The organism is Croceifilum oryzae (assembly GCF_030814315.1).
GTDB lineage: Bacteria > Bacillota > Bacilli > Thermoactinomycetales > Thermoactinomycetaceae > Baia > Baia oryzae.
Map to the genome: position 1 here is coordinate 147,807 of NZ_JAUSUV010000006.1, position 25,392 is coordinate 173,198.

The following is a 25,392-nucleotide window of genomic DNA, read 5'->3' on the forward strand; positions in this document are numbered from 1 at the left end:
CGCCGGCACATATCGTGGATCTAAGCTTTTATTCCCTCAAATAATAATACGCGTGCAGGTGCCGCTTCCGTCTCCATTACTTTTAGTGGTGCGGCGACCATGAAGTATTCACCTTCAGGTACTTCTGCTAAACGAAGCCCCTCTATAATGAGGACTCCTGCGTGAAACAGCGTTTTATGGGTGGGGTGTCCGGGTTGGGCTCTCTCAACTCCTAGCGCGTCAATCCCTACGCCACGAATCTTTTTCTCGGCTAGATACTTCGCACCACATTCTGCAAGATAGATAAATTCAAAGTTAAACTCTTCCTCCATCGAGTTACGAGTTTTGAGCAGGATGAAGTCTCCCTCACCAATCTCGTGCTTCTCTAGATCCGGCTTGCGCACTCCATCTGTCACATGAGTCATATCAAGGACTTTAGACGATCCAATCAACGTTTCTAGTGATAGGGTCTCCATCGTTCCACCTTCAGGTAGCATGTGGAGTGGAGAGTCGATATGGGTTCCGGTATGAACATCCATCTCGATCTTAGACTCACGGGCAGTCGCTTTATCAAAGTCTTGAACCACACGAATAGAAGGCTTCTTCTCTGGTTTGTTTTTATAGACTTGCATGTTTTCACTGATCGCCATGGTTACATCATATACTTTCATGTTGGGCTCTCCTCCTATTTCAATCGTTGTTTGGTTTTGGTTTCATATGCTGGGATTGTTTCTGTATCTCTGTTTGCTCCAACTGACCACCAATGATGTCCCTCTACTTCGAGCAACTCATCTGCCAATTTGGGTCCCCAAGATCCACTCTCATATGTTTCTAGCGAGATTAAGCGCTCTCGAAATGCTTGTTCAAGCGGATCAATAAATTTCCAAGCCAAGGAGACTTCATTCCAGTGAGCAAAGTAAGTAGAGTCTCCCATAATCGCGTCGTGAATTAAGGATTCATACGCCTCTGGAGATGCATCGATACAATTGTTACAATACTCCATTTCAATCCGAGCTAATCCTTGAATCCCACCTGATTTCTTCGCATTTAAAACAAAACTAATCCCTTCTTGCGGATTAATCTTGATAATAAGCAGGTTAGGCTCTAATGTATTCTCACGATTGAAATAGAGATTCGGAGGCATATTTTTAAACTGGACGATGATCTCTGTTGATTTCTCCGACATTCTCTTTCCAGTACGCACATAAAAAGGAACTCCTGCCCATCTAAGATTATCTACATATAGCTTGGCTCCAACATACGTCTCGGTCTGTGAATCAGGGTCTACTCCTTTTTCATCAAGGTACTTCGGAACTGATTTCTCTCCTATCATCCCCGCTCCATATTGCCCACGCACTATGTACTGCGCCGCCTCTTCTGGTTTGATATGTCGAAGCGAACGGAGAACTTTTACCTTCTCATCATGGATCGCTTCCGTTTTTAAACGGCTTGGAGGTTCCATCGCCACAATCATGAGCATTTGAAGAATATGATTTTGCACCATATCCCGAAGAGCCCCTGCCTCTTCGTAATAGCTGGCACGCTCTTCCACACCCACGATTTCCGCGGCGGTAATTTGGATGTTTTCAATATGTTGATGATTCCATAGAGGCTCAAATAACGTATTCGCAAACCGAATCACCTCTATATTTTGGACCATCTCTTTTCCAAGATAGTGATCAATTCGATACGTTTCATTTTCGGCAAATGACTGTTTCACTTGTTCATTTAATTTTTTAGCGGATTCATAATCATGCCCGATTGGTTTTTCGATAATGAGTCGTTTCCAGCCTGGCGTCGTCGTTAATCCTGACTCTTTTAAATTGATCGCCACAGTTCCAAAGAAATCGGGTGCAATTGCCATATAAAATAAGCGATTTCCCGGTAATTTCAACTTGGACTCTTCGTCCTCTACTATCTGTTTGATCGATTGATACCCTTCTGGATTTCGCACATCAGAGGTGGTGTAGAAGAAACGCTCTGCAAACTTCTCCCACTCGGACTCTGAGTTCATTTCCTTCTGTGAGAAAGTTTCAATGGAATGACGAAGATCTTTGCGAAACTGCTCAGTCGATATTTCAGAACGTCCTGTACCTACAACCGTAAATTGCTCGTTTAATAAACCATTTTGAGTAAGACTATAGAGTGCAGGGAACAGCTTTCTCTTCGCTAAGTCACCCGTAGCACCAAAAATGACAAGGGTAAAAGGTTCGGTTTTTCTTTCGATCCCCATTTTGAATCCTCCTCACAACTACTTCATCATTGAATTTATTATGTGTTAGATCATTTGGAATATGTAGCAACTAAATAGTAATTGTATCAGGAAAAAGGATAAAATGATAAAAATATGTTTATCTAGTCGAAAAACATTCTATAGTCTATAATATGTTTATTACGAAAAACGAAATTTTCCATTGGAGGAATTATTCTGTCTAGGAAACAAATCATTTATCTCATGCTACTCGCCAATATGATTCTTTGGGGAAGTTCATTTGTAACCTCCAAAATAGCCATTAACTCTGTACAAGCACCTGTTTCGGCTTCGATTCGCTTTGGGTTATCCGCCATTCTATGTGGACTTTTCCTCATTATCCAAACCAAACATTCTCGCAGAGTAAGTAAAAAAAATCTTGGAAAATTGTTCATTATGGGGACATCTGGAATAGCCATTTACAATTGGCTTTTTTTCGTCGGACTATCCCACACACAAGCCTCCGACGGGGCGGTTATCATTCCGGCAATGAGCCCGGTACTTACCACTTGTCTCGCTTATCTTCTCTTAAAACAACGGCAATCGATCTCAAAAATACTCGGACTCGCCCTAGCCCTAAGTGGAGCGGCTATTTTCTTCTTTTCAACGGCAGCAGGCTCTCTCGATCAGGCTCGTCTATTGGGCGATCTGATGTTTGTCGGCTCCTCAGCTTGTTGGGCTGTCTATACGATGATTGGGCGGACTGTATTTCAGGAAGTTCACCCATTAGTCGCCACTTCCTATGCACTTATCTTCGGTGGAATCTTGCTAGTATTCGTTGCACTTCCTCAGTATTCCCAAGTGTCGTGGGAACAAGTGGATACAAGTTTTTGGATCGTCCAACTTTATACCGCCATCTTCCCTACTGTACTCGCAAACTTCTTCTTTTCATACGGAGTAAAAAGCATTGGCCCTACTTCTACAGCCATGTTTATGTTTTTCGTCCCGATATCAGGTCTCATGCTATCCATCATTTGGTTACACGAATCCTTAAACCAACTGCAATTAGTGGGATCGGTCGTGATTATTTTAGGGATTTGGTTAATGAATAAAAAAATGACCACAGAAAAGGATCCAAAGCAACCGAGGGTGAGAGTGAATTGAAGAACATTACGTTAGCAGATGGTCGTATTATTACGGTGAACTGTTTAAGTTGTTCGATTGTTACAGGAGAAGTAAAGCCAAATGGCGGTACCATCTACGAAACTAAATTTTTCCATGCTCATCAGGATGTCGCATATCCCATTAGGGGCCTTGTGATTTTGGCTTCCAAAAGACATGTTACCTGCTTAGATGAGCTTACGGAAGAAGAACGAAATGACTATATTCACACACTTTATCAGATCCGAAAAGCACAACGGGAAGTCTTAGGCATCAAACACGTATACTATTTCTATAATGAAGACACGACCCATCACTTTCATATATGGATGGTTCCACGTTATGATTGGATGCGTGAATTTGGAAGGTCTATCGAATCTGTTCGCCCTATACTGCTTCACGCACGACAAAATAGAAACCGTACAAATGAAGTTGAACAAACCATAACGGCAATACATGAACTTAAAACGTTTCTGAGTAAACTGCGCTAAAACATAGATAGCATTCAGAAAACCAGCCTACATCAAGGGCTGGTTTTAGTCGTAAAAACGAACCCTTTCCAATTCTAAAAATGTAGAAGGGGGTTTTTTACGTTTTTTCTGTTAGTATTGCAAATAACTCCTTAAAGTTACTACTATACACTTCAAATTGTTCCGGTGTTAGACCCGTTTTCTCTAAAATCTGGGAAGGGATGGATTCAGCCTTTTCTTTTAATCCAATCCCTTTCTTTGTCAATGAAATGAGTACACTTCTTTCATCTTCTTGAGATCGTTTCCGGATGACTAATTCAGCTTCTTCTAGTCTTTTTAGCAAAGGTGTTAATGTACCTGAATCTAAACAAAGTTCATGACCTAACTGTTTAACAGATAAAGGTTCCTTTTCCCAAAGAGCAATCATAACAAGATATTGAGGATACGTAATCTTTAGTTCTTTGAGAATCGGTGTGTAGAGTTTCGTAAATTCTCGAGAACAAGCGTAGATTGAAAAACACATCTGATTAGATAGTAGCAACGGATTTTCTATATTCATAGTTTGTAGCCTCCCTATTCGTTCTTTCTATATTGTAACTCATATTTTCATTATAACAACTTCAACTCAGTTGTTCAAAATACAATTATACATAATTCTGTTGACACGAAATTACGACTCATGCTATATTGATTTCAGGAAATTTAATTTTACAAAATACAAATGACGAGGATGAGATAAAATGCAAAACTTATATACAGCTGTCGCAAAAGCAACTGGAGGAAGAGAAGGAAAGGTTCAAACAAACGATCTACAATTGGATTTAAAAATCGAAATGCCTAAAGCATTAGGTGGGGCAGGAAAAGAAGGAACCAATCCCGAACAACTATTTGCAGCAGGATATGCAGCATGCTTCGATGGAGCACTAAATCTAGTTGCTCGTACAAAGCGTGTTAAAGTGGGAACTACAGAGGTTACCTCTCATGTCACCATCGGAAAAGATGATTCTGGATTTGGTCTAAGCGTTGTTTTGGAAGTTCACGTTCCTGGGGTTTCATTAGATGAAGCAAAAATGTTAGTTGAAGCAGCTCATCAAGTTTGCCCATATTCCAAGGCAACTAGAGGAAATATCGAAGTAGAATTAAAAGTAGTTTAATCAAAGAAAGGCTGTAGACATGGATTAAAGAAACATTGTCTACAGCCTTTTCATCTCATTTTTCTTTTTACATAATGGTTAGAAGTTCATCCACCGATTTACGCTCAGTCACTGTTGGAACATCATCAAAGTATCCCATTTGCAAAACGCCAACAATTTTTTCGTCTTGCTGTACACCTATGTGCTCTTTCATCCGACTCGTGAGTTGCTCGCCAAATGTTCTCCAGGCTACACCTACTTGCTTTTCCCAAGCGACCAGTTGTATGTTTTGAACTAAGGCGGAAGTAGCACATAGATCATCTTCCCAATGTTTACGATTTTCTTTCTCCTCCATCACTACAATTAGAAAGGCGGGAACGGTTTGAAGGTACGAGATAAAAGCGGATAATGCCGTTTCAGATAAATGTGTGTAAGCTTTTTTTGCCATATGAATAATCTGCTGGCGTTGCTCACCATGGAATAAGATCAGTCTCCAAGGATCCGTTTTAGCATGATGAGGCGCCCATCGGGCCACATCAATAATGTCTCGAATTGTATCGATCTCTAATGATTGATTCGAAAATTGGCGAATCGTTCGTCTTTCTTGTATAATTTGCATAATGGAAGTAGTAATCACGGTTCTAGTCCTCCTATCGAGTAGCAACTCGAGTCCAATGTAAGTTGTATATGTCTTCATACATCTCTTGATACGCATCTACAATTTCACAAAATGCCTTATGTGTTGCGGAAACTTGACCTGACATATGGATAAAGCTATGTACCATTCTTGGATAATGGAGATGTTTGGTCATAACACCGTATCGTTGCAATAATTCTCCATATTCACGCCCTTCATCATGAAGCGGATCAAATCCAGCTGTTACCACGATCGCTGGTGGTAGATTGGAAGCATCAGGAACAAGAAGCGGAGAAGCATAATAATTTTCGCTTTGCTCTGCCGATTGTAAGTAATGATCCCAAAACCACATCATACGCTCACGGCTTAGATTCATCGTCCCATTTTGTAAATAGGACGGACGGTCAAAAGAGCAATGCGTAACAGGTGTGATTAATAATTGCCCTTTAATTACGGATGAACGGCTATCTCGCAACCAAATCGTTGCCGCCGCTGCCAGGTTGGCTCCAGCACTTTCTCCCCCGATCATAATCTGATCTGGATGGATCCCAAGTCGATGCGCATTAGCATGTACCCAGTATACTGAATCAATGGTATCAAAGAGTGGGATGGGAAACTTGTGCTCCGGTGCTAAACGATAATCGACAGACACGACAACCGATTGAGTGCGATTTGCAATAAAGGAACAAATAGGATCACAACTATCTAGGTCGCCTAGTACCCAGCCTCCGCCATGTAGATAGATAAGAGCAGGCAATGGTTGATCTTCTGGTAGCTGAGCAGGACGATACACTCTTATAGGTAAAGCTGGTTGATCCAAACGTATAACTTGATCATCCGCTTGCTTCACATCCACCTGTTCCCATCCTCCAAAAAAAGGTCTTCCCTCCTGAAAATAGTACCTAGATTGCGTAGGAGATAGATCTGAGAGAGCTGGATGCTTCAAGTGATCCATATGTGTGTAGATCTGTTGTAGAAGGCGCAAAACATCTGGTTCTATCATTTTTTTCTAGCCTCGATCCATTTTATTTTGCTCATTCTTTGGGCGATCACAAATTAATAACTCCGCAGTTTTATGAGGTAAGTAGATACGTCCAAACGATTGAAATCCTACTTCTGAAAGAGCAGGTATGATAATCCGATTCCTCACATCTGGTTCGACAATAAAACGACCCACATGAGGATAATAGGCAAAGCAATACTCTATTAGCTGATATGCCATCGGAACAATGTATTTCTTAGCAAGGTAAGCCCGAGGACCAATCACGATATGGACTCCGAGATCTGTCTCTTGATAAGGGTAGTATTGATGAATCAGGTCGTTTTTTACTTGATACGTCATCATATAACTAACCGGTTCTCCATTAAATTCAAGCCAAAGGTGATCTCGATCTGATGCTCCAAACGAGCGATCTAAGTATGTAGAAAACTCTTCTCTCGAAACATTTAACTTCCAGAACGGAGCAATGTGCTTCTGTTGCATCCATTGATAAAAAACCTCTTCATCTTGCGAACGATCGGCTTTTCTGATTGTAATAGTTCGGTCTATGTGGGCATGATAGCGCATCCCTGCATCATGTCGAAATTCTTTTACCTTAGATTCATAAGATGCCATTCTCGAACTCTTCCCTTTCTTGAAAACAGGTTACCTCTAATCTAATTGATAGTGATTATCACTGTCAATTTATTTTTTTAATAAAAACATATTTACAAACAATTTTATCTGGGCTATAGTGAGATCTATCTTTTAATGATAATGATTCTCATATTCAATTTTCTTCATTTCTAGGAGGCATCTCTATGAGTTCTAATACATTTAACAATCAACATTATTTAGATCGGCAATCCATTCGTGAATCGAATGCTCGCTCCTATCCGAGACGAATTCCCATTGCGATCCGAAAAGCAGTAGGGATTCAGATCACAGATGTAGAAGGAAAGGTTTATTATGATTGTCTATCCGGAGCAGGTACCCTTGCGCTCGGACACAATCATCCGGTTGTTCAAGACGCAATCTTAGAGACTGTTCAATCCGAATATCCCTTACATACACTAGACCTTACGACACCGATTAAGGATGAATTTGTCGAAGAGCTATATTCCGTACTCCCCTCCTCTTTTGCTCAGAAAGCAAAAATCCAATTTTGTGGACCAGCGGGGACCGATGCGATTGAAGCGGCACTGAAGATTGTCAAAACGGCTACTGGAAAACGCTCCATTCTCTCGTTTCAAGGTGGGTACCATGGGATGACTCATGGAGCACTTAGCTTGATGGGAAATTTGGGGGCTAAAGAGGATATACCGGGTCTGATGCCTGATGTCCACTTCTTACCTTATCCTTATCAGTATCGTTGCCCTTTTGGTGTCGGAGGAGATAAAGGCGTAGAAATTCATCAACATTTCTTAGAGCGTTTTTTAGATGATCCTGAACGTGGTGTAACCCAACCAGCAGGGCTCATTTTGGAAATGGTACAAGGTGAAGGTGACGCAATCCCTGCCCCAGATGAATGGGCTAGACATGTACGTAAGGTGACAGAAAAACATCATATCCCCATGATTGTAGATGAGATTCAAACTGGTTTTGGCAGAACTGGCAAGATGTTTGCCTTTGAACATGCTGGAATCGAACCAGATGTACTCGTCTTATCAAAAGCCATCGGCGGTTCCTTGCCATTAGCTGTGGTAGTATATCGAGAGGAATTAGATAAGTGGGGTCCTGGGGCTCATGCAGGTACATTCCGTGGCAATCAAATGGCAATGGCCGCTGGACTTGCCACGATTCGCTATATTCGAGAAAACAACCTTGCGGACCACGCAGAAAAAATGGGAGAACTTCTACGAGGAAAATTACGTCTCATCCAAGATATAACCAACTCGATCGGAGAAGTTCGTGGGAAGGGCCTCATGGTAGGAGCGGAAATCGTTGATTTCAACCAGTCTCCAGATCATTTGGGGAGTCATCCAGCTCATCCAGCACTAGCACGCCTCATCCAACAGGAGTGTTTTAGCCGGGGGTTAATCCTAGAATTAGGTGGTCGTCACGGCAGCGTTGTGCGATTCTTACCTCCTCTGATCATTACTTCTGAGCAGATTGAAGAGATTACCAACATTTTCGGAGAAGCAGTTCTCGCAGCAGAAAAAATACTTTCTCCACGTCAGGAGGCAACGATTTCATGAAAGAACAAAGTTGGGATCATTGGTTCCTAAATGATTCAGTCGGTTCTATCATCAATCAAAATCTAGCATCCGAAACAACCCGGGTGGCAATTGAAGAGCAGTTTGCCAAACTTTCACACCCATATAGTGGAGCTACCCTTTCCGAAATAAAGGAAATGGTAGAGCAGATCGATATATATCCGAAAGAGGGACTTCCTTTAACGAAAGCCCTCTTCGAGCTATCACAAAGTGTTTTAAAACACTCGATTGCCGTACATCATCCACACTCGATTGCCCACCTCCATTGTGCACCGTTGATCCCTGCATTAGCGGCCGAACAATTTATCTCTGCCACTAACCAATCGATGGATTCTTGGGATCAGAGCTCTGTGGGCTCGTTTATTGAAAGCCGGATGATTGAGTGGTTATGTCAACAATATGGCTACAATCCAACAAGTGATGGTGTATTTACAAGCGGAGGAACCCAGTCGAACTTCATGGGCATCCATCTAGCACGCGATCATTATGCTGGGTCACGATGGAATTGGAATATCCAACAAAAAGGGTTACCTCCAGAAGCATCGAAGCTACGAATTCTGTGTTCGGAGATGGCCCACTTTACCGTTCGACAGTCAGCTGCATTGCTCGGTCTCGGCTCTCAGTCTGTCATCTCCATTCCAGTCGATCAGCATCAACGAATGTCAACTCTTCATCTACAAGAGACCATCGAAAGTTTATTGGACGAGGGCTTAGAGCCTTTTGCTATCGTAGCAACGGCGGGAACAACTGACTTCGGTAGCATTGATCCCCTCACTCAAATCGCTGAGATTGCCAAACGACACTCGATATGGCTTCATGTCGATGCCGCATATGGTGGGGCTTTAATCTTAAGCGAACGAGAATCTATCAAACTAGCTGGCATCTCTCAAGCCGATTCCATCACAGTTGATTTTCATAAGTTGTTTTACCAACCTATTAGTTGCGGAGCTTTTCTTTTACGTAATCAAGAGCATTTTGGGTACATTCGCCTTCATGCGGACTATTTAAATCCTGAAGATGATGAAGAACAAGGTGTGCCTAATCTTGTAAATAAATCGATACAGACAACGCGCCGCTTTGATGCTTGCAAGTTATTAGTGAGCTTACAGGTATTAGGAGAAAATCAGTTTCCGAAGATGATTGAAACCACGATTGATCTAGCAAGAGAGGTAGCGCATGATCTAACACAGCATTCTTCTTTTGAAATCATAAATCCAAATCCTGAAATCAATGCGATTGTTTTTCGATATAATGGTGTGAATCAAAACTATACTGATCATCAGTTAGATGAACTCAATTACCAAATTAGACAAGCACTCTTGCAATCTGGTTCAGCTGTTATTGCAAAAACGAGGTACCAGGGGCATGTCTATCTCAAATTTACATTATTAAATCCACGAACCAAACGATCTGACATCCAAGCACTATTAACCGAAATTACGAAGATCGGGAAGGAATTAGAAGGAGGACTTATCGTACATGCAATCTCCAAATAGACAAATTGCTCAACAACACAGCATGCAAAACCTGCTAAACTGCTTTTTACGTGAGACTCAAATTGGATCAATTATCGGTCATCATTCTTTGCCTCCTTCCATTACGACCAGTTCGGACACGATTTTTGAAATTCCATTAAAATCAGTTGGCTTTACTATTTTCGCACCTGCCTCCTATGTTTCGCGTACAGGGCGACATCTCTTTGCGTTCCCACTTTATGTTGAAAGAGATTCGAAGATAGAAGAGCTAGACTTTGTATGGTTAGCTACTCTACTAGCCAAAGAAGCGGCGGCATTAGAGGGAGTTGATTCCATTCCAAGTGATTTACTCGTGCGAATCTTGCAAAGCGAGCAACTGATGGCACAGTTTATCGAAAACCGTTCCATGGATCAGGAGTCGCTTACGCAAACCTATTTTAGCTTTATTGAAGCAGAACAATCACTTGTAGTGGGACATCTCCTCCATCCCACACCCAAAAGTAGACAAGGGCTACATGAATCAGAGCAAGTTCGTTATGCGCCTGAGACAAAAGGGGCATTTGCACTCCACTATTTCCATGTCCATCACTCGCTTGTACTGGAAAAGTCGAATCTAACGGAAAGCGCAACCGAGTGTATCAAACAAGAATTACGAAATGATCCAACGATTGCTGAAGAGTGGAAAAATGCTTATTGCCAAGAAAATGATGATTTTTCGATTATCCCCATTCATCCATTGCAAGCAGAGCGTTTACTCCAACAGGAATGGGTTCAGTCCGCTATCGTAAACGGAAAGATTCACAATCTCGGAACCATCGGCAGAGCATATCAAGCAACCTCTTCGTTACGCACCCTATATCATCCAGAGGCTCGCTTTATGATCAAGGGGTCCGTTCCGATTCAAATTACCAACTCCTTACGAGTAAACAAATATAAGGAGTTGGAACGGGGTGTAGAAGTTTCCAAAATCGTAGAGAGCCCTATTGGTAGCGAATTACATGACCGCTATCCTGACTTCCAAATCATCACTGATCCTGCTTTCATCACGGTGAAACATCCAACCGAAGAAGAATCTGGATTTGAAATCACACTACGTTCCAATCCATTTATCTCCGGTTGCGATCAACAAGTCACCTTAATCGCTGGTTTAGGACAAGACGTATTTCCAGGTCAAGGCTCCAGAATCAAACAGATTATCGAAAATCTTGCCAAGATTGAGCAACGATCCGTAGAAGAAGTAAGCCTAAAATGGTTCCAACGCTATCTCGGAATTTCCCTCGAACCTATGCTCGATCTCTATTTACATCATGGAATCGCACTAGAAGCCCATCAGCAAAATAGCTTAGTACAACTTTCCATGGCCGGGTATCCGGTGAAATTTTTCTATCGCGATAACCAAGGATACTATTACGCAGAATCGATGTTTGAAGCATTACAAAAGTTGATTCCAGACGTAAGCACCTTAAGCCAAACCATGTGTTCCGATGCAGTCGCAGATGAGCGTTTTCGATACTATCTCATCTACAATCACATATTTGGATTGATCCAAGCATTTGGAAATGCTGGCTTAATTGATGAAGAGATTCTACTCTCTGATCTGCGTGAAAGGCTTCAAGCATGGCGTGTTCATGATCGCCCTTCTTCTCAGTTTTTAACGAGTCTGTTGGAGCATGAAAAGCTACCCTGTAAAGCCAATTACCTAACCCGTTTCTATGAGATGGACGAGCTTGTTGGTTCACTCGACACTCAATCCATTTATACCATGATTCCAAACCCACTTTGGAAAGGAGCCCCTTCTATTGATCAAACACCAGTTGCCCCGTCAAATCATTTGGGATAAATCGATTGAGAAAGAAATTTCGTTTCGTCCGGTTCAGTTGGAAACTGATTTCGAGATGCTCTATCAGTGGAATCAAGAACCACATGTGATCCCTTACTGGAATTTAAATATTTCACGTGAAGCGTATCACACACACTTAACAAAATTCCTCCAAGACCCCCACCACAGTCTGCATATCGGGTTGATCGATGGGGTTCCGATGAGCTATTGGGAGACCTACTGGGTAAAAGGAGACATCCTCGAAAATAGCTATGAATATCATCCGGCTGATCAAGGGGTCCATCTTCTTATTGGTGATACTCAATACCTTGGAAAGGGGTACGCACTCCCATTACTACGAGCCATTACCAGCCTCCTGTTTGAGAACGCCGAGACGGAGAAAGTGGTTGCGGAACCAAACTTTTTAAATAAGAAAATGATTCATGTTTTTGAAAAATGTGGATTCCAATTTCAGAAGAAAATCCCCCTGCCTGGTAAGGAAGCGGCCCTTCTCTTCTGCGATCGAAACGAATTTAGACAAAGGTGGCAAGATATCCATGCAATCTAATACCCTCTATGATGTGATTGGAGTCGGACTCGGACCCTTTAACTTAGGGTTAGCAGCATTATTAGATCCTGTAGACGATGTAAATGCTTTATTTCTCGAACAAAAGCCAGAATTTGCTTGGCATCCTGGTTTATTAATCGAAAATACGACCCTACAAGTCCCTTTTTTAGCTGATCTCGTAACGATGGCGGACCCTACAAGTCCCTTTTCTTATCTGAATTATCTACGTCACCAAAAGCGTCTATATCACTTTTATTTCTTAGAACACTTCCACGTGCCACGTAAGGAATATAGTCACTACTGTCAATGGGTTTCTAAGCAATTAAACAACTGTCAATTTGGACAACAAGTAATCGGATTTGAATTTCATCCACAAGAGGATCCAGTGCAAAACTACTACGAGGTTTGTGTGCGAGATACAACCAGTAAAGAAATTGACCTACTACGTTGCAAACATCTCGTTCTCGGTATCGGAACCGCTCCCATCATCGATGAGCGTTTCCAACAGCTCTCGGATCAAGATGTCTTTCATTCTTCTCTGTTTCTCGAAAGACAAAAACGATGTCACGAAGCGAAGAAGATCACCGTAATTGGATCGGGACAAAGCGCAGCAGAAGTATTTTTGACCCTTTTCCAAGATCAACCAAATCATTCCTATGAACTAAGCTGGTACACACGATCAAATGGATTTTTCCCTATGGAGTATTCAAAGTTAGGGCTTGAGCATTTCTCACCTGATTACACTCGTTATTTTTACTCGCTAACTCAAGAGCAAAAGGATACGCGAAGAAGAAAGCAAGATTTGCTCTATAAAGGAATTAGTGCCTCTACGATTGCTGACATCTATGATCTATACTACGAGCGCACTATAGGCGGACAATCAGCTCCTGTTACCTTACAAGCAATGACCGCGTTAGAGTCGATCGAGCCACGATTTGATGGAACTTACGAGTTAGCGCTCACCCATACCGAACAGGAAGTTAGCTCTACTCACCAAAGCGATGTGGTAATCCTTTCCACTGGATATGCCTCTCAAGTGGATCTCATGCTTCATCCTTTCGGAGAATACATCCAGCGCGATAAACAGCAACGTCCAATCATCCAAGAAGATTATCAAATCGCGACGCATGGATGTCCGAACAATCGAATCTATATCCAAAATGGAGAACTTCATAGTCACGGCATCGGCGCTCCCGATCTAGGACTAGGAGCATATCGGAACTCGATTATTATTAATTCACTGCTTGGCTCCGAAGTATATCCTGTACAAGAGAAAAATGTATTCCAACAATTTGGCGCAACTCGTGTTCCTAGCCATATATAGAGGTGAGAAAAAGTGACAATCAATCCATCTATCCAAAACATAAAAAAAATCCTAACTCCCGCCATCTGGGAAGAAGTTTCCGTACAATTACTAAGTAAGATGCTTTCCGAAATGATGTATGAAAACATTATCCAACCAAACGAAATTTCGTATGACATAAAAAAAGAATCATATCGATATGAACTAGAAGTAGCCAACCAAGTTATTTACACCTATGACGCGAAGAAACATTTATTTGATAGCTTTCAAGTCATCCCTTCCTCTATCAAACGTGTGCAGGGAGATATCACCACACAAGCAACTAACCCATTGCAATTTCTATATGAGCTACAACCGACGATCCCGATGTCCGGGGAAACAGCGGCTCATCTGATTCGTGAATATCAACAAACCTTGATCGCAGATTCCCATATTCTTCATAAAAAGAGAATTAATCAAGACCTCGATCTAACTGAAATGGACTACTCTGATCTAGAAGGTATGATGGAAGGACATCCTTGGATTACTTACAACAAAGGAAGAATTGGCTTTAGCTATGAGGATTACCTCTCATACGCACCCGAACAACAACAAACGACTCACTTTCTATGGATTGCCGTTCGCAAAGATCATACCGACCTTCGTTCCGTCGAACAGGTTAATTTAGATGTACTTATTACAGAGGAAATAGGTCCTGAACTTGCTAGTAAATGGAAAAACCAACTAGCTCAAGATGGACATTCTACCGATGATTATATTTTTATGCCCGTACATGAATGGCAATGGGATCAATACCTGATTCAGATGTTTGCTGAGCAAATTGCGACTCAAGTCATCATCCCCATGGGTCGTGGTACAGACAAGTACCTACCTCAACAGTCCGTTCGTACCTTTGTCAATGTAACCAGAAAAGACCGCTATCACGTAAAACTGCCCATGAGTATCCTAAACACACTGGTTTACCGTGGACTCCCAAGTGAGCGTACAGTCTTAGCGCCTGAAATCACCACCTATATCCAAAACATCTATCGCCATGACTCTTTTTTACGTGATGAACATCGAGTGATTCTACCGGGTGAAAATGCGAGTATCAATCTCAGCCACCCCTACTTTGAAAAAATCGCTGGCTCCCCTTATCAATACCTAGAGTTACTAGGTTGTATCTGGCGAGAAAGCATCTATAACTTGATTGATGAAGGCGAACAGCCGATTACCTTAGCGTCCCTTCTCTATATAGACGGGAGCGGAAAGCCCTTCATTCAATCCCTAATTGAGAAATCAGGTCTCTCCGTAGAGGAGTGGATGAAAGAACTATTTGCAGTCCTTCTCCCTCCACTCTTACATTACTTATACCAATACGGAGTCGTCTTCTCTCCGCATGGGCAAAATACGATCCTAGTGCTAAAAAATCACCGTCCACATCGACTCGCGATCAAAGACTTCGTGGATGATGTCAACGTCAGCAAATACCCATTGCCAGAACTTGCAACCCTTTCAGACGAACTTCGTCAAGTACTACGAAGCGAAGAACCAGAAGGACTATGTCAATTTATCTTTACAGGGCTATTCGTTTGCCACTTCCGTTACCTCGGACAACTACTAGAAGCACATACTGGTTGGAGTGAGCAATGCTTCTGGAGAGAAGTACGCAATGTAATTGAAGCCTATAAAAAACGTTTCCCACAACTAGAAGAGCGCTTCGAAGTCTTCGATCTACTCCGACCAGAGTTTACCAAACTATGCCTAAACCGTAACCGCATGCTCGACTACGGATACGGCGATGATGCAGAGCGACCTCATGCATCGGAGTTTGGGAAGGTACGCAATCCGCTAGCGTTAGTGTCGATTAATCAATAGTGTTGAAAGTTACCCCAAAAAGCGTCTGGAAATAAGCAATTAAAGCTCTAAAATAAAAAAAACGTGTGCAGATAATCGCACACGTTTTTTTACTATTTACACCCACTTACCCCTTCGATACATCCTCACCAAAATACTTCTTCGAAATCTTCTCCAACGTACCATCTTTTTTCATCTCATCAATTGCCTTATTAACTGCTTCTAACAACTTAGGGTTCCCTTTGGGAATTGGAAAGGCGCTTTCTGCACGCTCCATCGGTTCACCAACCGTTTTAAGTGGTAACTTATTGGTCTTCATCATCTCCGCAATCGCTAAGCGATCATTCATACTAAAGTCAATTCGTTTCGCCGCCACATCGCGCATAGCAGTCATCATATCTTCGTATGCTTTAATCTCTGCGCCAGCATCAGTTGCCATCTTTCCATAGTTACTGGTTGGCGTCTGACCTGCTTTTTTCCCTTTTACATCGGCAATAGCCTTAATCGAATTGTTATCTTGTGCAACGACTATTTGTGCAAATGAAACCGTATACGCTTGGCTAAAATCAAATTTTTCTTTTCGCTCTGGCTTAATCCCTACTTGATTCGCAGCAAGATTGATCTTTTTCGTTTGAAGACTTGTCAACATACCATCCCAAGGGATCTCTTGAAACTTCGCTTGAACGCCTAAACGTTTCGCAACCTCTTTCGCTACTTCTACATCGTAACCCGTTAATTCATTTGTTTTCTCATCATGGTAGCTAAAAGGTTTATAGGTACCTTCTGTTCCAATCGTAATAAATCCTTGTTTTTTAATTGTATCGTAAAGGTCAGTACCTGTTGTTTTTTCACCTTGGCCACCACAGCCGGTAACCACCATTGAAAAACTCATTACGATTCCTAAAAGCCACTTCTTCATTCTCGTATTCCTCCTACAAACTAATTCCTAGTATATTAATATGAATTTAAGGTTTTACCAAGACCAATCTTACGCTCCTTTCGAATAGCTGTCAACTCTAGTGATCAAAAAAGCTTCGGCTATGACCAAAGAGGCGTGCATGCATCTTAGTAGCAAACGAATCCGTCATCCCTGCGATATAATCACAAACGACTCTAGCACGATCGGAATCGGAAAAAACTTGTTGATACAAGATGCGATCATTTTCAGAAAGCAGTAGATGATTATTCATCATCGCTTCAAAAAGTTGATGGATCATGCGCTGACCTTTAAAGGCGACCATCTGCACTTTCTGCGAATGAATAACCCGATCCATCACAACTTGGCTAAAACGTTGCAGGATGGCTTGCAAATCTTCTGGCATCAAAACGGTGTGAGAAATCCTCATTGAAGAAACTTTATTCGCAGAAAAAAGCTGATGCACTTCTAAACTTTGAATGAATGTGGAAATAATAGCACCAAAGACTCGATTTAGTTGGTACTTTAAACTGTCTCGATCTGATTCCAACTGTTTTAAATCATAAATCGCTTGCTGAAGAACAGGTTCTTTATTGTACTTGAGGAATACTTGTACTAGATCAACTAATTCTTCTACCCGTAAAAAGCCGAGATTAATAGCATCTTCGAGGTCATGAGTCGCATAGGCAATATCATCGGCAAGCTCAATAATGGAACATTCCAATGGTTTATGTACCGTTTTTAGATATCCATTCGGTAGTTCCTTTGTACGAGTTAGAAAAGCACGTTCCTCCGTCGTAAAGGGAGCTAACATCCACTCAAAAGCTTCCTGATCACTCTGATAAGCACTTGCTTTGGGAGGATGCTCAGTTAGAGCTGGATCTGTCGCATCTGCCATCGCTTTGTTAAGCAGGATTGGATACTTTAAAATAGACATCAGTAGACCCCGAGTCGGGTTCAAACCTAGCTTTTTATCTCCTTCTAATCGGGTTAAGATACGAAAGGTTTGAGCATTCCCTTCAAAGCCTCCATATGGTTTCATGCATTCATGCAAAGCATATTCTCCATGATGTCCAAAAGGAGGATGTCCCAAATCATGGGCAAGGGCGGCCGCTTCTACGAGTGAAGCATCTAAACTTTGCTTTTCTTGAAAGACAGCATTATTCTCATTTAGATGAATCACAATTCCCCGGGCAATTTGTGCAACCTCCATCGAATGCGTTAATCGGGTCCGATGAATATCGCCTACATCTAAACCAATTACTTGCGTTTTCGCTTGTAATCGCCGAAACGCGGCACTGTGAACGATTCTGCCATAATCTTTTTCAAATGGATCACGGGCATCTGGTATACTACTCATACTAGAAGGACCCCGGCGCTCATAATCACTGGTTCTATAACATGTGTTATACTCATTACGTTCCAATATCATTGTATACACCCCTATTTTTCTTAATAATTTACATGTTGTATTCTTTATATTCTCAAGTCAAATATTTTTATTGATCGTACTCGTTCAAAGAAAAGAGGATACTCACTTGATGTACAAAATTATGGTTGTAGAAGACGATCCGAAAATTGCTCAACTCTTACAAGACCACCTGACTCGTTATGAATTTCAAGTAGAGATTGCAACTCAATTTAACCAAATCACAGAAGAATTTATGAGAATTCAGCCTCATCTGGTACTGATGGACTTGAATCTACCAAGCTTTGACGGATTTTATTGGTGCAGACAAATTCGTCAGACCTCCAAGTGTCCGATTCTCTTCATCAGTGCTCGTGAAGGTAGTATGGAGCAAGTAATGGCTTTAGAAAATGGAGCCGATGATTATATTACAAAGCCATTTCATTATGAGATCGTATTAGCCAAAATCCGCAGCGCTTTGCGTAGAGCATATGGAACTTATGCGAATCAAGGGGAACGAACAGTAGAAGTAGAGGGTTTAGTTCTATACCCTGAACGAATGTTACTCACACTAAAAGATCAAAGTGTTGAATTAAGTCAAAAAGAAGCTATCTTAATAGAAGCACTCATGGAAAAGAAGATGCGCGTAGTAAGTCGTGATCAACTATTAGATCGACTATGGAATGACCAACATTTTATTGATGATAATACACTAAACGTTTATGTAACTCGTGTTCGCAAGAAATTTCGAGATTTAGGTGTCCAAGAAGCGGTTGAAACCGTCAGAGGTTCCGGTTACATGTTAAAAGTAACGTGGAGTGGGGAAGCATGAGGTTATTTTATCGGGAACATCTCCCTCTATTGGCCTTCTATACGATCCAGATGGCTTTATTTCCCCTACTATACTGGCTAGATGGTTATAAACACTTGCCTATCATATTCTACTCTATAGGATTAAGCCTATTTTTCTTAACGGTTTATTTGTTACAACGCTTCATCAGTCACAAAACATTTTATCGCCGTATGTCACAAACGATGGATGCTCTAGATGATGCGATGCAAAAATCAGGAGATTCACCACTTCCGGAAGCATTGGATCACTTAATGGAGAGACAATTCCAATGCTATCAAGATGAGATCATTCACTATAAGAAAAAATTACAAGATCACATTACGTTTATTAATCAATGGGTTCATCAGATGAAAACGCCCATCTCCGTGATCCATCTAACGGTTCAGGATGACGATAACGAGCAGAGTAAGAGCATTCAGGAAGAGCTCGACCGCCTCCGAAAAGGCTTGGACATGGTCCTATACGCTTCTCGTTTAGATGAATTTGAGCATGATTTCCATGTAAAATCTATCTCTTTAGCATCCCTTATCAAAAAAGTGATCGCCGAGAATCGTCGCCTATTTTTCCGGAATAAAGTGTATCCTGATATTCACGTTCCAGATGATCTCACTGTTTATAGTGATGAAAAATGGCTGGCATTTATTCTAAATCAATTATTAACCAATGCAGTTCGATACTCCGCTGGAAAAGGGCAAAAAATTGCATTTCAAGTAAAGCAAACTGGTGACCATGTGATGTTGGAAGTATCCGATCAGGGTATCGGAATCCCCCAACAAGATTTACGACGTGTGTTTGATCCTTATTTCACTGGAGAACATGGTAGAGAGTATCAAGAATCCACAGGAATGGGCTTGTACCTAGTACGTGAAATCTGTAAAAAACTAAATCATAAAGTTGTTATTGAGTCAGAAGTCGGAGTAGGGACAACGGTTCGCCTTACCTTTGATCGTGTCTAAATCAGAGTGAACCCCTTTCAAGCTGGAGGGGTTTTTTTCTATTCTGCATCATCTTACAGAAAAGTAAGAGAATATTAATCTAATCACATAGTACCTCCTCTCCTTTCACTCTATATTTAAAACATACGAAATAAAATTAACTAGTCAGTCATCCTGAGAGGAGTTCGAGCAATAAAGAGATGCGGAGCGTAGCAACCAAACAAGTTGCGCTTCTCTTCTACATCCCTTTCTTCTTTGCCGGTATTCAGTCATTAGTCGGACTAGCAAGTATAAAAATATTTTCTATAAACATGCTATCAGTAGGGCTATGGTCAATCGGTACTTTTATCGCCGTCCAAACCTTTTATTTCTTCATAGTTCGGTCGCGCTACCTATCACAACTAAAGCGCGTAATGGTGTAAGATACGATTCGATATATAATATAAAAACATGTATCATCAAAGGGATCTGTTTTCCAGGCAGATCCCTCTGTTTCATGAAGGAATCTTACCGATGGGAGGACCGCTATGAGATTTCGACAGTTTGCATTCAACAATATACGCAGAAATACTTTTACTTACATTGCTTACTTTTTAAGTAGCTCATTTGCTGTCATGACCTTTTTTACGTATCTTGTATTTGTATTCCACCCAGATATTTTAAAAACGCCAATCGGATTGCCAGCCTCTTACGGGATGAAGGTTGCTGCCTGTATCACGTTTATCTTTTCATTCTTGTTTGTCCTTTACTCGATTAGTGCATTTCTGAAAGCTCGCCTAAAAGAATTTGGAATCCTAACCATACTAGGTGCACATCGAAAGCAATTAAATTACCTCATTTTCTTAGAAAATATGTTTATCGGTACGGCTTCTGTGATCACCGGGATGTTTTGCGGACTTCTCTTTTCTAAGCTGTTTCTACTATTTGGAGAAAATGTACTCGATCTAAAGCTACCTATGTATGTTCCAATGAACGCAGTATGGATCACGATAGCCGCTTTTATGGGACTTTTCTTGATCCTCTCTTTCATGACAACGATTTTTATTCGCCAACGCAAGGCACTGGAAATGGTGCAAGGATCTAGAAGACCCAAAAAGGAGCCAAAAGCATCCATTTGGCTTGCTTTATTATCGGTTGTGTCCCTTATATTAGCCCCTATCTTAGTATCGCAAGATGGATTTATATATATTTCACTTGCTCTTCTATTTGATATGATTGGGGTTTATTTCTTTTTTACACAACTCTTTGTTGTCATCATTCGTTTATTAAAAAAGAATCGGCGATACTCTTGGCAAGGACTCAATTTACTGTGGATTACCGAATTAGCGTATAAGATGAAAGATAGCGCTCGTATGTTCTTCATGATCACAATCGTAGCGACAATGGCATGTACGACAGCCGGTTCTGTCTTAGCCATCCAGAGATATATCGAGTATACCTATACAGAAAACCCTTTTGCTTATACCGTTCACCATTACAATTCAGACATAGACACCAAGACGAATAAAAAAATCATTCCTGTTGCGGAAAAATTAGAGCAAACCTTAAAAAGGGAAGGAATCACTTATCAGAAGTTTCGTCTTAATACGGTGGACATCCGCTTTAAACACTTAGGATATCTTGATCTTATCCGCCAATCCGAATATCAGGAAATAGCAAAAACTCTTTCCTGTCCAAATGTTTCCCTGCAAGATCGTGAAGCCCTTTTCATCCCGTCTAATCTGGACCCACTAATGGAATCAACTGATACGCTCACTCAGTTATCGTTTGTAAATCAAAAACTATCTAGTAAGATAGAAAAACTTAAAATAAAACATCAATACACAGAATCCCTACTTCAAAGAGAAAATCTGGTAGTAGTAAATGATCAAACGTATGACCAGATCTTGAAAGCTCTATCCTCTGATCCATATACAATCAGTCAAAGGGATCAATATCTCATTCCCAAGTGGAATGATCAGATACTCCCTGACGTGAATTCAATAGAAGTACAAATGGGAGCTGAATTATCAAGTTGGGAAAAAACTTTCTTTGATCATGATAAAGTAGCACTGGATGGATATATCATGAGTCGCGCTGAAGATTACTATTCGATGAAACAGGTGACCAGCCTTACTATCTTTATCGGCGTATTTATTGTTGCGATCTTTTCCATCTTTATCGCTAGCTTCTTATATTTTAAGTTGTTTATTGATTTACAACATGACCAGCGTTACTATCACGAACTATCTAAAATGGGGCTAAGCCAGAAAGAAATGAGAAAAGCCGCGACGAAGCAAATTGCCTTTCTTTTCTACATCCCTCTTTTCTTTTCTGGGATCCAGACACTCGTCGCATTATCAGCCCTCAACCCATTATTCCCTGTCGCTACTAGCACCATATCGACAGGTTTAAGGGCAATTGGCATCTTTACTGCGATCCAAACTGTCTATTTTTTAATCGTCCGTTCCCGTTATTTAGCACAGTTAAAGCGAGTAATGGTGTAAGAATCGAGTATGGATGGATAAACTATCTTACAAAGAAGTAAGGAAACGTTAAGCTAAATCCATGGTAGGCATGTTCCTTTTCCTTTACATTTGATATATAAGATTTATACATCGAATCAATCGATCTACGAGAGGAGCTCAAAAAATGGGCATGTTAGAAATCCAAAAACTAAGCAAAATCTATAACGGTAAGGTGTCAACGCGGGCACTTAATAATATTGATCTTACAATCGAGCAAGGAGAATTCGTAGGAATCATGGGTGCTTCCGGAAGTGGTAAAACGACCCTCCTAAACATGGTATCTACCATCGATACACCTAGCTCAGGAAAAATCTTGATTAATAATCAAAACCCTCACCAAATGAAGAAAAACCAACTGGCGCAATTTCGTCGCCGCCAACTAGGCTTTGTATTCCAAGACTTCAACTTACTCGACACCTTAACCATCGCCGAGAACATCGTGCTACCATTAACGTTAGAGAAAAAAAGCCTAAAGGAAATGGATGAGAAGTTAAAAGCAGTCGCAGAGAAACTAGGAATTGTGGAGATTTTGAACAAGCGTACCTATGAAGTTTCCGGTGGACAACGTCAAAGAGCGGCAATCGCACGAGCTACCATCCACTCACCAGTCCTCTTACTAGCGGACGAGCCTACTGGTGCTCTAGACTCAAAATCATCTCGAAACGTAATGGAAATGATGGAGAAAATCAATCAAACAGACGGCACTACAATGATGTTGGTTACGCATGACCCTCTAGCGGCAAGCTATTGTCACCGTGTTGTCTTCATTAAAGATGGTGAGCTATATAACGAAATCCATCGTGGACAAAATAGACAAGAATTCTTCCAAGAGATTATCGATATGTTGTCGTTCTTGGGCGGAAATGCACATGAGCTTTCAGCTGTTCGCGTTTAACCTTATTCACCGAAAATACAACCATGACATCCATGAATCTAAAACTTTCTTACCAAAAGGATCTGCGTAGAACGCGCAGATCCTTTTGGTAGAGAAAAAATCTACTATAGGCAAATCCAACTGGAGGAACTGCTTATGAGCTTTCGTCAGTTCGCATTTCATAATATTCGCCGGAATACTTCGGCATACATCGCCTATTTCTCAAGTAGCTCATTCGCTGTAATGACTCTTTTCACTTATCTTCTGTTTATCCATCATCCAGATATTGCTAAAGCTCCATTAGGGAAGATGGCGTCAGTCGGAATGGAAATTGCTTCCTATATCACTTTTATCTTTTCATTCTTATTTGTCTTATATTCGATTAGTGCTTTTCTCAGAGTGCGCTTGAAAGAATTCGGCATTTTAACAATTCTAGGCGCTCAGCGAAAGCAACTAAACTGGTTAATCTTCCTAGAAAATATGATCATCGGTACCATTTCTGTAGCAACCGGAATTCTAGGTGGGCTCATCTTCGCTAAGTTGTTCTTATTATTCGGCGAAAATGTATTAGAACTAAAAAATCTACCTATGTACGTACCCGTAAAAGCGATTTGGATTACGGTTGCCGCGTTCATGGCTCTCTTTTTTATCATGTCTTCTATGACCAGCTTCTTTGTCCGTCAAAGCAAAGCCCTCGAAATGTTGCAAGGGTCCAGCAAGCCAAAGAAGGAGCCAAAAGCATCCATCTGGTTAGCACTACTATCTGTCATCACTCTATCCAGTTCCGTCTACGTAATACAAAGAGAACTGAATGAAATATCCATACTCTATGCTCTTTTGCTCGATCTCATTGGATTGTACTTCTTCTTCACTCAATTATCTGTCGTCATCATTCGCTTACTCAAAAAGAATCGACGTATCTATTGGCATGGTATCAACTTACTATGGATTTCAGAACTTGCCTATAAGGTAAAGGATAATGCTCGCATGTTCTTTATGATCACCATGGTGACGACAGTGGCGTGTACCTCTGCGGGCATCGTCCTAGCACTTAAGCAACAAGCAGAGACTATGTATAAAGAAAACCCTTTTGCTTTTACCGTTTACAGCGAAGATCAAAAACAGCCTGTTTTCACGGAAAAGATCGAGCAGACATTAAAAAGCGAAGGAATCGAGTATAAGAAATTCCCTATCAGAGCCATGTTATTCAGTTTGAAAGGATTGAAAGATCAAAATCTAAACATGGTTCGACAATCTGAATACAAAGAAATGGCGAGATCACTTTCTCTTCCGATCATCTCATTACAAGACTACGAAACATTATTGATCCAACCAACTGTATCAAAAAAGCAATTACCAGCCGATTTAACTCAGCTCACCTTTGCTAACGAGAAACTACCTCAACTTATGATCAAAAAGCAGTTCAAAAAAACGCTGATCGAATCGGTTCCTTTAGCAGTAGTAAATGATCACACTTATGATCAAATGACTAAAACATATAAGAACAAAATCGGTCAAGACTATTATTATTTTATTCCAAGTTGGAATCATGATAAGGTATCTACCTCAAATTCAACAGAACTGAAAATAAGTACGGAATTAGAAAATTGGGATCGTTCTATTAATCACCAAATCGGTGGCTTCATATTGTCTCGTGGATTTCAGTATCAAACGACACAACAAGGAACTAATGTTGTTATCTTTATAGGATTGTTTATTGTCGCGATCTTCTCTGTGTTTATAGCAAGCTTCCTATACTTCAAATTATTTTCGGACCTACAACAAGATAAACGCTACTACCATGGGTTATCTAAGATAGGTTTAAGCTTGAAAGAAATGAAGCGAACCGCAACCAATCAAATTGCTCTTCTCTTCTACATCCCGATTTTCTTTGCTGGAATCCAGACAATGGTCGGTATTTCAATTTTAGGAGATGTATACGATACAGGGACACTCACCGTAGGACTTACCGCGATCGGCATCTTTGTGGCCATCCAAACGGTTTACTTCTTCATTGTTCGAGCTCGTTATCTGGCACAGTTAAAAAATGTAATGGTATAATCGCAATATACAACATAGAAGCATCAAACAGAGGGATCTGTATGAGAACAGATCCCTCTGTTTGATGTCAA

The 25,392-nt window shown here is 41.0% G+C and carries 22 protein-coding genes; 14 read left to right on the top strand and 8 right to left on the bottom strand.

The genetic code is table 11. The annotated features are described in order from the left end of the window. Window positions 1-20: 20 nt before the first annotated feature. Window positions 21-650: a cyclase family protein gene (locus J2Z48_RS08025; RefSeq protein ID WP_307252500.1), complete on the bottom strand. Its 630-nt coding sequence runs from the start codon at window positions 648-650 to the stop codon at window positions 21-23. Between the two features lie 14 nt (window positions 651-664). Beyond that, complete coding sequence (gene zwf, locus J2Z48_RS08030; protein ID WP_307252501.1) at window positions 665-2,212, bottom strand: glucose-6-phosphate dehydrogenase; 1,548 nt, start codon at window positions 2,210-2,212, stop codon at window positions 665-667. A gap of 222 nt (window positions 2,213-2,434) precedes the next feature. On the opposite strand from zwf, the gene J2Z48_RS08035 reads away from it, so the two are divergent. Then, a complete protein-coding gene (locus J2Z48_RS08035) occupies window positions 2,435-3,334 on the top strand; it encodes a DMT family transporter (RefSeq protein WP_307252502.1) in 900 nt (299 codons plus the stop codon). Continuing rightward, the gene (locus J2Z48_RS08040; RefSeq protein WP_307252503.1) at window positions 3,331-3,822 is read left to right on the top strand and encodes an HIT family protein; all 492 of its coding nucleotides are present in this window, start codon (window positions 3,331-3,333) and stop codon (window positions 3,820-3,822) included. Before J2Z48_RS08035 ends, J2Z48_RS08040 begins: the two co-directional genes overlap by 4 nt. Before the next feature lie 97 nt (window positions 3,823-3,919). On the opposite strand, the gene J2Z48_RS08045 is transcribed toward J2Z48_RS08040, so the two are convergent. Continuing rightward, on the bottom strand, window positions 3,920-4,360 hold the full coding sequence (locus J2Z48_RS08045; protein ID WP_307252504.1) for a MarR family winged helix-turn-helix transcriptional regulator: 441 nt from the start codon (window positions 4,358-4,360) through the stop codon (window positions 3,920-3,922). Between the two features lie 181 nt (window positions 4,361-4,541). Here J2Z48_RS08045 and J2Z48_RS08050 point away from each other — a divergent pair, with 181 nt between their 5' ends. After that, on the top strand, window positions 4,542-4,955 hold the full coding sequence (locus J2Z48_RS08050; protein WP_307252505.1) for an organic hydroperoxide resistance protein: 414 nt from the start codon (window positions 4,542-4,544) through the stop codon (window positions 4,953-4,955). Between the two features lie 67 nt (window positions 4,956-5,022). Here J2Z48_RS08050 and J2Z48_RS08055 read toward each other — a convergent pair whose 3' ends face one another. From J2Z48_RS08055 to J2Z48_RS08065, 3 genes are read right to left on the bottom strand one after another with little or no spacing between them, the layout of a single operon-like run. Continuing rightward, window positions 5,023-5,571 carry a nitroreductase family protein gene (locus tag J2Z48_RS08055; protein WP_307252506.1) on the bottom strand — a complete coding sequence of 183 codons (549 nt, stop codon included), beginning with the start codon at window positions 5,569-5,571 and terminating at the stop codon, window positions 5,023-5,025. A 13-nt stretch (window positions 5,572-5,584) separates the two neighbouring features. After that, entirely contained in the window at window positions 5,585-6,574 is a 990-nt protein-coding gene (locus J2Z48_RS08060; protein ID WP_307252507.1) for an alpha/beta hydrolase, read from the bottom strand. A gap of 6 nt (window positions 6,575-6,580) precedes the next feature. Then, complete coding sequence (locus J2Z48_RS08065; RefSeq protein ID WP_307252508.1) at window positions 6,581-7,186, bottom strand: GNAT family N-acetyltransferase; 606 nt, start codon at window positions 7,184-7,186, stop codon at window positions 6,581-6,583. 185 nt (window positions 7,187-7,371) lie between these two features. Here J2Z48_RS08065 and J2Z48_RS08070 point away from each other — a divergent pair, with 185 nt between their 5' ends. From J2Z48_RS08070 to J2Z48_RS08095, 6 genes are read left to right on the top strand one after another with little or no spacing between them, the layout of a single operon-like run. Then, window positions 7,372-8,748 carry an aspartate aminotransferase family protein gene (locus tag J2Z48_RS08070; RefSeq protein WP_307252509.1) on the top strand — a complete coding sequence of 459 codons (1,377 nt, stop codon included), beginning with the start codon at window positions 7,372-7,374 and terminating at the stop codon, window positions 8,746-8,748. Further along, entirely contained in the window at window positions 8,745-10,262 is a 1,518-nt protein-coding gene (locus J2Z48_RS08075) for a pyridoxal phosphate-dependent decarboxylase family protein (RefSeq protein WP_307252510.1), read from the top strand. The genes J2Z48_RS08070 and J2Z48_RS08075 overlap by 4 nt, the downstream gene beginning before the upstream one ends. Then, window positions 10,246-12,081, top strand: a complete 1,836-nt coding sequence (locus J2Z48_RS08080) for an IucA/IucC family protein (RefSeq protein ID WP_307252511.1) — start codon at window positions 10,246-10,248, stop codon at window positions 12,079-12,081. Before J2Z48_RS08075 ends, J2Z48_RS08080 begins: the two co-directional genes overlap by 17 nt. After that, window positions 12,041-12,628: a GNAT family N-acetyltransferase gene (locus J2Z48_RS08085; RefSeq protein WP_307252512.1), complete on the top strand. Its 588-nt coding sequence runs from the start codon at window positions 12,041-12,043 to the stop codon at window positions 12,626-12,628. The genes J2Z48_RS08080 and J2Z48_RS08085 overlap by 41 nt, the downstream gene beginning before the upstream one ends. Further along, a complete protein-coding gene (locus tag J2Z48_RS08090) occupies window positions 12,618-13,952 on the top strand; it encodes a lysine N(6)-hydroxylase/L-ornithine N(5)-oxygenase family protein (RefSeq protein WP_307252513.1) in 1,335 nt (444 codons plus the stop codon). Before J2Z48_RS08085 ends, J2Z48_RS08090 begins: the two co-directional genes overlap by 11 nt. Before the next feature lie 12 nt (window positions 13,953-13,964). Next, a complete protein-coding gene (locus J2Z48_RS08095; RefSeq protein WP_307252514.1) occupies window positions 13,965-15,788 on the top strand; it encodes an IucA/IucC family protein in 1,824 nt (607 codons plus the stop codon). 106 nt (window positions 15,789-15,894) lie between these two features. On the opposite strand, the gene J2Z48_RS08100 is transcribed toward J2Z48_RS08095, so the two are convergent. Then, window positions 15,895-16,686, bottom strand: coding sequence for a transporter substrate-binding domain-containing protein (locus J2Z48_RS08100; RefSeq protein WP_307252516.1), 792 nt, complete (start codon window positions 16,684-16,686; stop codon window positions 15,895-15,897). 97 nt (window positions 16,687-16,783) lie between these two features. Next, complete coding sequence (locus J2Z48_RS08105; protein WP_307252518.1) at window positions 16,784-18,115, bottom strand: anti-phage deoxyguanosine triphosphatase; 1,332 nt, start codon at window positions 18,113-18,115, stop codon at window positions 16,784-16,786. A gap of 109 nt (window positions 18,116-18,224) precedes the next feature. Between J2Z48_RS08105 and J2Z48_RS08110 the strand changes: the two genes are divergently transcribed. The 5 genes from J2Z48_RS08110 (at window position 18,225) to J2Z48_RS08130 (ending at window position 25,321) form a co-directional block, all read left to right on the top strand. Next, window positions 18,225-18,923, top strand: a complete 699-nt coding sequence (locus tag J2Z48_RS08110) for a response regulator transcription factor (protein WP_307252685.1) — start codon at window positions 18,225-18,227, stop codon at window positions 18,921-18,923. After that, window positions 18,920-19,900 (top strand): sensor histidine kinase, encoded by a 981-nt coding sequence (locus J2Z48_RS08115; RefSeq protein WP_307252519.1) that lies wholly within the window; start codon window positions 18,920-18,922, stop codon window positions 19,898-19,900. Before J2Z48_RS08110 ends, J2Z48_RS08115 begins: the two co-directional genes overlap by 4 nt. Window positions 19,901-20,406: 506 nt before the next feature. Further along, the gene (locus J2Z48_RS08120) at window positions 20,407-22,365 is read left to right on the top strand and encodes an ABC transporter permease (protein WP_307252520.1); all 1,959 of its coding nucleotides are present in this window, start codon (window positions 20,407-20,409) and stop codon (window positions 22,363-22,365) included. Between the two features lie 145 nt (window positions 22,366-22,510). Then, window positions 22,511-23,281, top strand: a complete 771-nt coding sequence (locus tag J2Z48_RS08125; protein WP_307252521.1) for an ABC transporter ATP-binding protein — start codon at window positions 22,511-22,513, stop codon at window positions 23,279-23,281. A 135-nt stretch (window positions 23,282-23,416) separates the two neighbouring features. Then, window positions 23,417-25,321 carry an ABC transporter permease gene (locus J2Z48_RS08130; RefSeq protein WP_307252522.1) on the top strand — a complete coding sequence of 635 codons (1,905 nt, stop codon included), beginning with the start codon at window positions 23,417-23,419 and terminating at the stop codon, window positions 25,319-25,321. Window positions 25,322-25,392: the final 71 nt, after the last annotated feature.